This is a genomic window from Undibacterium sp. TJN25 (genome assembly GCF_049339885.1).
Lineage (GTDB): Bacteria > Pseudomonadota > Gammaproteobacteria > Burkholderiales > Burkholderiaceae_D > Undibacterium.
This window is the reverse complement of record NZ_JBMPPM010000060.1, coordinates 1-255: the sequence shown is the minus strand read 5'-3', so window position 1 is coordinate 255 and position 255 is coordinate 1. Positions and strand designations below refer to the sequence as shown.

The following is a 255-nucleotide window of genomic DNA, read 5'->3' as shown; positions in this document are numbered from 1 at the left end:
GCGCCGTGCGGTGGAGGGGTGGGATAAACCCTTCAGCGCCTGGATGAAGCAGACCGAGGCGATCAGGTATAACAAGGTCACCAGATTGAGGCTCATTATTTATCCTCCTTGTGCGCGGGCGCCTTGGGTTCTTTTTTCTTAAACATTTCCAGCATCCTCTGCGTGACCAGGAAACCGCCGAAGACGTTGACGGCGGCCAGCGCCACGGCAGCGGTGCCCATCACCTGGGCCAGCAGGCCTTCGGTCAGGCCGGCA

1 protein-coding gene and 1 pseudogene are annotated in these 255 nt (G+C 60.0%); both read right to left on the bottom strand.

The features are described 5' to 3' along the window. Positions 1-96 (bottom strand): annotated as a pseudogene (locus tag ACO0LO_RS29135) (NADP transhydrogenase subunit beta); the annotation flags it as partial. Further along, positions 96-255, bottom strand: a 160-nt coding sequence (locus tag ACO0LO_RS29130; protein ID WP_422970056.1) for a proton-translocating transhydrogenase family protein, incomplete at its 5' end; no start/stop codon positions are given. The gene ACO0LO_RS29130 and the pseudogene ACO0LO_RS29135, both read right to left, overlap by 1 nt.